Raw genomic sequence first — 8,276 nt, 5'->3', positions numbered from 1 at the left:
TTAAATTTTGATCTTTTGTAACCATAGCTTTTTGTGCAGCCAATACGCCATACCGTATGTCTTCAAACCCTTCAATGGTATGGGCATCGGGGTTAATGGAGATGAGCACATTTTTTTGCAGTGCGTAATCAATATGCCGCCAGTCAATATCAAGGCGGCGGGGGTGGGCATTTAATTCTATTATTACATGGTTTGCAGCGCAGGCATCAATAATTTTTTTATGATCAACCGGGTATCCTTTGCGGCTCAACAATAACCTTCCCGTCAAGTGGCCGAGTATTGTTGTGTACGGATTTTCAATAGCTTTCAATAAACGCAGCATGGCTTTTTCTTCACTCATTTTTAAATTGCTGTGTACAGAAGCAATTACTACATCAAAAGTAGCAAGTATGCTGTTGCTGTAATCGAGGCTGCCATCATTTAAAATATCAGATTCAATACTTTTAAAAATTTTAAAGCCGGTTATTTTTTCATTCAATTCATTTACATACTGGTGTTGTGCAGCAATTTTTTCTTCACTTAATCCCTGTGCATAAAAAGCGCTTTTGCTGTGGTCGCTGATAACTAAATATTCAAATCCTTTTTCTTTAGCTGCCTTGGCCATTTCTTCAATAGTATTACTGCCATCGCTCCAGTTGCTGTGACTGTGAATTATCCCTTTTATATCGCAGGCTTGTATAAGGTGGGGTATTTTTATTGACTTCGCTTTTTCAATAATGGCTGCAGTTTCTCTTAAACAGGGTGGAATAAAATTTATTTTAGCTTGCTCAAATATTGAAATATCACTATTATTATAATCAATGCCGGTAAACTGTTGCTCAAATGCAGCTGTAAACTCGGCACTGCCGATGGTGGTAAATACACTTTTTTTAAAGTTTTCTGTTCCGGTATATAACCTCAGGCGCAACCCATTTAATAGTTTATACAGCAAACTACCGGGTTTTTCTTCCAGTAATTCTGGCGGGTTGGCACTTACAAACCTTGGTTTTATCAGTTCGTTGGTGCTGTTTACCACAAATTCCAGTTCATCAATAATCTCTGCCTGTCTTTTAAAAGCACCGGTAATAAAAACGTTTTCGGCAGAAAATAATTTTTCTAAATAAGCAATAATTTGCGGCGCCACTTCTTCTACCTGCGGATATAAATAACTGCCCTGGTTGTGTAAATAATATTCAATGGTATCAATAATATTCTGCTGCGTTTTTTCTCCAAAGCCTTTGTATAATTTCAAACGGTTTTCCTGGCAGGCATATAACAGTTCACCTACACTTTCTATTTCCATCTCTTTCCAAATGGTATGAATTTTTTTTGGACCAATACCTTTTATGTTCAGTAATTCAATAATACCCGGTGGTGTTTTTGCAATCATTTCCTGCAATACTTTTAATGTACCGGTTTGTAAAAGTTCAATAATTTTTTTTGCTGTTGATTCACCAATACCTTTTATAACATTAATTTTTTCTTGCGGTGTATTGCTTAATTGTTCTGGTAAATTTTCTACATGATATGCTGCAATAGCATACGTTTTTGCCTTAAAACTATTTTCACCATGTATGTCCATTAACTTGCTTAAAAGAGAAAAATTTTCAGCAATTTGGTAATTATCCATATTTCAAAAGTAATAAAAATCAAAAATAAAGCAGCCGGCATTTTTTTTAATGAGAGAAAAACAAGATGTTTTTTTTATAAAATTGAATGCAAAAAATAAAACTGAGTTGAAATAAAAAATAAAAAAAGTCGTATCTCAATCAAGCATTTAAAAATATTTTCATCAATTTATTGAAAAATATTTTTTGTTAGTGCATAAAAATTAAAGCAAAAACTAAAAAGTACCCTTGGCTGTAATACAGTGCCACAAAGGGTTACAAAAGAAAAAGCCCCGGTAAAATTACCAGGGCTTCCGTATTTTTTTGCTTTAAAAAGCAAAGCTTACTTTTTCTTAGCAGCTTTCTTTGCAGCTTTTTTAGGAGCAGCTTTCTTTGCAGCTTTTTTAGGAGCAGCTTTTTTTGCAGCTTTTTTAGGAGCAGCTTTTTTTGCAGCTTTTTTCTTTGTTGCCATTTTTTTAAATTTAATTGGTTAGTAAATAATACTTAAAAATAGAAATATTTATCAAACTAACAAAAAAAATTAAAAAATATTTAAGCCGTAGCCTCAACAGCATTGACAGAAACTATATTTTTATCTCCTTTCGCTTTTCTAAATTCAACCAATCCATCGGTTAATGCAAAGATGGTGAAGTCTCTTCCAACACCAACATATTTACCGGGATGATAAACTGTACCACGTTGACGGATGATGATGTTACCTGCAAGCACTGCCTGGCCACCATAAATTTTTACACCTAATCTTTTGCTTTGTGAATCTCTGCCGTTTTTTACGGAACCTTCACCTTTTTTGTGTGCCATGTCTTAAAAGTTTATTCGTTAATTAGTTTATCAGTTTATTGGTGCGATGGATAAAATGTTTTTACTAATAAACAAATCAACCATTAAACCAATTAACTTTTTAAGCGATTGCTGTTACTTTAATGTGAGTGTACTGTGTACGGTGTCCGTGTTTTTTACGAAAACCTTTTCTTCTTTTCATTTTAAAGGCAATTACTTTTTCACCTTTAATAAGATCGCTGATAATTTCAGCTTTAACTACAGCTTTTACTGCTGATCCAGAAACGAAGCTTCCATCGTTATGTGTCATCAACACATCGGCAAATTCTACCTGGTCTCCGGTTTTGCCTTCAATGTGCGGCACATATAAACTGTCGCCTGCTTTTACTTTAAATTGCTGACCTGCTATTTTTACTACTGCTAACATAAATATCCCAAATTTAGGACGGCAAAGGTAAGGGTTTAAACCGTAATTTGGCGCAGTAAAACAGAAAAATATCCACGATTGGGCATTTTGAGCGCAAAGCTGCTTTTTTTAACTGAAAACCAGTATTTCGTAATGCGCCAGCGTACATAAACAATATATATTCGCTCTAAATTATGCAGTATTTCTTGCGCTTTATACAAATCCTGTACAGTGTTTACGGATTTATCTTATTCACTGCCTTTCTTTTACTGATATTCCCACTGGTGGTAATAGCTTCTTTTTTTGGTAAAATACAAGGCGGCAACTTTATATATAAGCTTTGCCAGCTTTGGGCCGATTTTTTTTTACTGATGATGGGCATCCGGCAACAATATATATATGAGAGCAGGCCCGATCCAATAAAACAATATGTTTTTGTATTTAATCATATATCATATTTAGATATTCCGCTTTTGATGAAAGCTATCCGCAAACAACACTTCAGAGTTTTGGGAAAAGCAGAAATGGCAAAAATTCCCATCTTTGGTTTTTTATACAGCAATACGGTGGTACTGGTAGACAGAAGCAGCGCTGAGAAAAGGGGTAAAAGTGTCTTGCAGTTAAAAAGCGTAATAAAAAAAGGTATTTCAATAGTAATAAGTCCGGAGGGAACGTTTAATTTAACACACCAACCATTAAAAGAATTTTATGATGGTGCATTTAAAGTAGCTATCGAAACACAAACACCCATTAAGCCTATTTTATTTTTAGATGCTTACGATCGCTATCATTACGATAATATTTTTTCACTAACTCCCGGTAAATCACGTATTGTTTATTTAAATGAAATACCTGTGGAAGGATTAACCACAAAAGATGTGCAATGGCTTAAAGAAAAAGTGTATAGTGTAATGGCAGAAAAATTGATTGAATATAAAGTGAGCTGGATAAAACCCCAAACCCCTGAAGGGGCTTTCTAAAAGAAAAATTATTTTTAGCCTCCTGCACAAATTGTTTCTTTAATTTTAAATATCAGCATCGCTTAATGAATGTAAACAATGAAATATTATTTACTGAACCTTCCTCCGGCCTGTGGGCCGAAATAATTTTGCCATTGGCACTGCCGCAGAATTATACGTATACTATTCCTGTTGAATTAATAGATAAAGTAAAACCCGGCTGCAGGGCAGAAGTAGAATTGAAAAATAAAAAATATGCAGGCGTTATAAAAAATATTCTAGATAAAGAACCTTCTTATAAAACTAAACCGGTATTAAATGTACTGGATGATGAGGCCATTGTATATCCGCAGCAGTTGCAGCTTTGGCAATGGATGGCACAATATTATATGTGCAGCGAAGGAGAAGTAATGGCAGCGGCTTTACCTGCACATTTTAAATTAAGCAGCGAAACTATTTTATTGTATAATGAAGAAGCGGGGGATGATTTTTCTCATTTGGGTAATGAAGAATTTTTAGTTGCCGAAGCTTTACTGATAAAAAAAGAATTAAGATTATCCGAAGTGCAGCAGGTTCTGGACATTAACCATGTTTACCCTGTTATAAAAAAATTGATTGAGAAAAAAATATGCTTTGTGTGGGAAAGTTTAGATGAAAAATATAAAGCCAAAAAAGAAAATTATGTTTTGCTTAACCCCGTTTATAATAACGAAGAAGAACTGAGCAAAAAATTGAACGATTGGAAAGGCGCCCCTAAACAAATGGAATTACTTTTAGCTTATTTGCATTTGGAAAAAACAGAAGGGGATGTGTTACAAACTGCGTTATTAAAAAAATCTGGTGCAACGGCTGCACAATTAAATGGTCTGGTTGAAAAAAATGTTTTATTTGTAGAAAAGCGAAGTGTGGACAGGATTAAAACCATGCCCCGCAATATGGATGTAGATTTTGAATTTAGTGCAGCCCAGCAGGAAGCCAGTGATGCAGTGGCAAAAAGTTTCAGCAATAAAAATGTTTGTTTATTACACGGTGTTACCGGCAGCGGCAAAACACAAGTATATGTAAAGCTGATGGAAAAATATTTTCAGCAGGGCAAACAGGTGTTGTATTTATTGCCAGAAATTGCATTGACGGCCCAAATTATCCGGCGGTTACAAAAACATTTTGGCGGCAACATTGCCATCTATCATTCTAAATTTAATGACAACGAACGTATAGAATTATGGAATAAAATAAGAACCGGCGAAATAAAAATGGTATTGGGTGCAAGAAGTGCATTGTTTCTTCCTTTTAAAAATTTAGGGTTGATAATTGTTGATGAAGAACATGATTCCTCTTACAAACAACAGGACCCTTCGCCAAGATATAATGCAAGAGATGCCGCTATTTATTATGCCAATATTTTTAACGCACAGGTTTTATTAGGCAGTGCAACACCTTCGGTTGAAAGTTATTTTAACGCCACCAGCGATAAGTATACATTGGTGGAGCTGAATGAAAGATTTGGTGGTATCAATTTACCCTCGATAGAAATTATTGATGTAAGGCAGGTGGCGCAAAAAGGAAAAGTAATGATCAGTCCGCAGTTAAAAGAAGCCATGCAAAAAACTTTGGATGCTGATCAGCAGGTCATTTTATTTCAAAACCGCAGGGGCTATAATCCGTATTTAATTTGTGGTGCCTGTGGTTTTATTCCGCAATGCAATCATTGTTCGGTATCATTAACGCTTCACAAGTTCAGCAATAAATTACATTGCCATTATTGCGCCAGCCAGTATCCAAAATTAATTACCTGCCCTGCTTGTGGCAATAATAATTGGTTAGAGAAAAATTTTGGCACCGAAAAAATTGAAGAACAACTGGAAGACGATTTTCCAAAAAATAAAATTGCAAGAATGGATGTGGATAGTGTGAGAGGAAAAAAAGCACATGATAATTTAATACAATTATTTGAACAGCACCGGCTTGATATTTTAGTAGGTACACAAATGGTGGTAAAAGGGTTAGATTTTGATAAAGTAAATTTAGTGGGCATTTTAGATGCAGATGGATTGTTAAGTTTTGCCGACTTCAGGGTTAACGAACGGGCCTTTCAATTGATGGAGCAGGTGAGCGGCCGTGCCGGCAGAAAAAATATACAGGGTAAAGTAATTATACAAGCCACCAATGTAAAGCACCCGGTGTTACAATTGGTACAACAACACGATTACAAAGGTTTATACCAAAATGAAATTGCAAACCGCCAGCATTTTTTTTATCCGCCGTACAGCCGTATTGTTTTATTAACTTTAAAACATAAAGACAAAACAATTGTTGCCAATGCCGCAGATAAACTGGCAGCATCGTTAAGGCAGGATCTAAAAGAATATATTGTTGGCCCGGCGGCACCGGTTATTGATCGCATACGCAATCAGTATTTAAAGGAAATATTAATTAAGCTGCCTAAAGAATATGGTATGAGTATGACGTATAAAAAAGTTATCCGCAACCATATTAATTTATTAACGGGAGAAAAAAGTTATAAAAGTGTGAGTGTTATTGTAGATGTTGATACGAATTGATGCAACCGCCGTCAGCGGTTATAAACCCTGACGGCGGTTGCAGGAAGAGCTAACAATAATGTTTCTATTTTTTTGTTACGAACATTTGTACCTTGATGTGGCGACATTGGCGACGCTCCATTCAACCAAGAATTTCTATTTAGCTTTGTCCATATTATACATTAAAAATGCAGGTACAGGAAAATTTTTCTCTGAAAAAATTAAATACATTCGGTATAGCTGTGAATGTAAAATATTTTGCAACATTCAATACTGTTGATGAAATAAACGAATTGCTGGAATTTAATAAACAACAAACATTAGTTCTGGGCGGAGGCAGTAATATTTTATTTACCAAAAATTTTGATGGACTGATTTTAAAAAATGAAATAAAGGGCATAAAAATTATTAAAGAAGATGAGCATTATGTGTATGTACAAAGCGGCGCAGGCGAAAACTGGCACCAGTTTGTACTGTATTGCATCCACAATAATTTTGCTGGCGTAGAAAATTTATCACTTATCCCCGGTAATGTGGGTGCAAGCCCCATGCAAAATATTGGAGCGTACGGGGTGGAGTTGAAAGAAGTGTTTTATGCATTAGAAGCTTTTCATCTTACAGAAAAAAAAATACACCAATTTACTTTAAACGATTGCGAATTTGGTTACAGAGAAAGTATATTTAAGAAAAAATTTAAAAATGAGTTTGCAATTATTAATGTGATTTTCCGGCTGAGTAAAATTCCACATTTCAATACATCTTATGGTGCAATAGAACAGGAGTTGGAAAAAATGGGTGTAGAAGAATTGAGTATAAAAGCAATTTCGGATGCGGTGATAAATATTAGGACATCAAAATTACCTGATCCATCACAAATTGGTAACGCCGGAAGTTTTTTTAAAAATCCCGAAGTAACACACTCGATATTCGATATTCTATATTCAAAGTTCCCCGGTATAGTTGGCTACAACTTACCCAGTGGTAATGTAAAATTAGCAGCAGGCTGGTTGATTGAGCAGTGTGGTTTTAAAGGCTATCGTAAAGGCGATGCAGGCTGCCACGAAAAGCAGGCATTGGTTCTCGTTAATTATGGTAAAGCCAATGGTGATGAAATATTTAATTTGAGCGAAATAATAATTGCCAGCGTAAAAGAAAAATTTGGAGTAGTTTTAGAAAGAGAAGTTAATATAATTTAACAAAAAACTTAAGCAGCATTTTATTAATTGTAATCGTCTGTATAATAACTTAACCTTAAAATTAACTTTATGAAGAAAATTTTTTTTACCTGCCTCATCTCTTCTTTATTTTTAAATGCCAGTGCACAATATGGCAAAGATGGATCAGGATCAACCGCACCGGCTAAAGCAGTATTTTTTGAAGTGGGAGGTCCTGGCCTGGCTTCAATAAACTACGATATGCGATTTACAAAATCAGAAAAGGGCATTGGAGGAAGAGTGGGTTTCGGCGGTTTTAGCTTAGGCGCTAACGGCGACAGAACCACTGTTTTATTTATTCCTTTGGGCATTAATTACCTGTTGGGTAAAGATGAAAAACATTATTTTGAACTTGGCGCAGGTGTTACACCGGTAATAGTAAACGAAACTTTTTCGGGAACTAAAGATGATTTTAATAGCACTTTTGGTCACTTAAATATTGGCTATCGTTTACAACCCAAAGAAGGAGGTTTTTTCTTCAGGGCTGCAATAAATCCTGTGTTTGGAAAAGGATTTTTCTGGCCTTACTATGGGGGGATAGCATTTGGGTATAAATTTTAATTGCTTCAATAATAAAAATGCCGCAATCTTTTTTTTGAGTGCGGCATTTTTATAAGATTTATTTGTTCTTATCAATTAAAATCATCTTCATTAAAATCTTCTTCGCTAAAATGCTGGCTGCCTATGTTAAGCATGCTACCCATCAGATCTTTAAATTCAATTTTACCTTCTACAACTTTTTTGCTGATTAAAGAATGTGCGGCAAGGCCATG

At 35.1% G+C, this 8,276-nt stretch carries 8 protein-coding genes; 4 read left to right on the top strand and 4 right to left on the bottom strand.

The features are described 5' to 3' along the window. The 4 genes from ACY65O_RS16625 to rplU form a co-directional block, all read right to left on the bottom strand. Positions 1–1,609 (bottom strand): helix-hairpin-helix domain-containing protein (locus tag ACY65O_RS16625; protein ID WP_462221984.1); only part of this gene is annotated, 1,609 nt, incomplete at its 3' end. A gap of 320 nt (positions 1,610–1,929) precedes the next feature. Then, positions 1,930–2,058 (bottom strand): hypothetical protein, encoded by a 129-nt coding sequence (locus ACY65O_RS16620; RefSeq protein WP_430989759.1) that lies wholly within the window; start codon positions 2,056–2,058, stop codon positions 1,930–1,932. 80 nt (positions 2,059–2,138) lie between these two features. Then, positions 2,139–2,405 carry a 50S ribosomal protein L27 gene (rpmA, locus tag ACY65O_RS16615; protein WP_462221983.1) on the bottom strand — a complete coding sequence of 89 codons (267 nt, stop codon included), beginning with the start codon at positions 2,403–2,405 and terminating at the stop codon, positions 2,139–2,141. A 100-nt stretch (positions 2,406–2,505) separates the two neighbouring features. Beyond that, positions 2,506–2,811, bottom strand: a complete 306-nt coding sequence (gene rplU / locus ACY65O_RS16610) for a 50S ribosomal protein L21 (protein ID WP_462221982.1) — start codon at positions 2,809–2,811, stop codon at positions 2,506–2,508. A 173-nt stretch (positions 2,812–2,984) separates the two neighbouring features. Here rplU and ACY65O_RS16605 point away from each other — a divergent pair, with 173 nt between their 5' ends. The 4 genes from ACY65O_RS16605 to ACY65O_RS16590 all read left to right on the top strand — a co-directional run bounded on the left by ACY65O_RS16605 (position 2,985) and on the right by ACY65O_RS16590 (position 8,064). Further along, positions 2,985–3,770 carry a lysophospholipid acyltransferase family protein gene (locus tag ACY65O_RS16605; RefSeq protein WP_462221981.1) on the top strand — a complete coding sequence of 262 codons (786 nt, stop codon included), beginning with the start codon at positions 2,985–2,987 and terminating at the stop codon, positions 3,768–3,770. A gap of 65 nt (positions 3,771–3,835) precedes the next feature. Then, positions 3,836–6,310 (top strand): replication restart helicase PriA, encoded by a 2,475-nt coding sequence (priA, locus tag ACY65O_RS16600; protein ID WP_462221980.1) that lies wholly within the window; start codon positions 3,836–3,838, stop codon positions 6,308–6,310. 167 nt (positions 6,311–6,477) lie between these two features. Next, the gene (gene murB / locus ACY65O_RS16595) at positions 6,478–7,485 is read left to right on the top strand and encodes a UDP-N-acetylmuramate dehydrogenase (protein WP_462221979.1); all 1,008 of its coding nucleotides are present in this window, start codon (positions 6,478–6,480) and stop codon (positions 7,483–7,485) included. A gap of 69 nt (positions 7,486–7,554) precedes the next feature. After that, entirely contained in the window at positions 7,555–8,064 is a 510-nt protein-coding gene (locus ACY65O_RS16590; protein WP_462221978.1) for a hypothetical protein, read from the top strand. Positions 8,065–8,276 lie beyond the last annotated feature (212 nt).

The organism is Ferruginibacter sp. (genome assembly GCF_031430955.1).
Taxonomy (GTDB): Bacteria; Bacteroidota; Bacteroidia; order Chitinophagales; family Chitinophagaceae; genus Ferruginibacter.
The sequence above is the reverse complement of the archived record's forward strand: the minus strand, read 5'-3'. Positions and strand labels throughout refer to the sequence as shown.

What these genes read in the sequence shown, in the direction of transcription:
- ACY65O_RS16620 (WP_430989759.1), bottom strand. Translation starts at nt 2,058, where the DNA reads ATGGCAACAAAGAAAAAAGCTGCAAAAAAAGCTGCTCCTAAAAAAGCT.
- rpmA (WP_462221983.1), bottom strand. Translation starts at nt 2,405, where the DNA reads ATGGCACACAAAAAAGGTGAAGGTTCCGTAAAAAACGGCAGAGATTCA.
- rplU (WP_462221982.1), bottom strand. Translation starts at nt 2,811, where the DNA reads ATGTTAGCAGTAGTAAAAATAGCAGGTCAGCAATTTAAAGTAAAAGCA.
- ACY65O_RS16605 (WP_462221981.1), top strand. Translation starts at nt 2,985, where the DNA reads ATGCAGTATTTCTTGCGCTTTATACAAATCCTGTACAGTGTTTACGGA.
- priA (WP_462221980.1), top strand. Translation starts at nt 3,836, where the DNA reads ATGAATGTAAACAATGAAATATTATTTACTGAACCTTCCTCCGGCCTG.
- murB (WP_462221979.1), top strand. Translation starts at nt 6,478, where the DNA reads ATGCAGGTACAGGAAAATTTTTCTCTGAAAAAATTAAATACATTCGGT.
- ACY65O_RS16590 (WP_462221978.1), top strand. Translation starts at nt 7,555, where the DNA reads ATGAAGAAAATTTTTTTTACCTGCCTCATCTCTTCTTTATTTTTAAAT.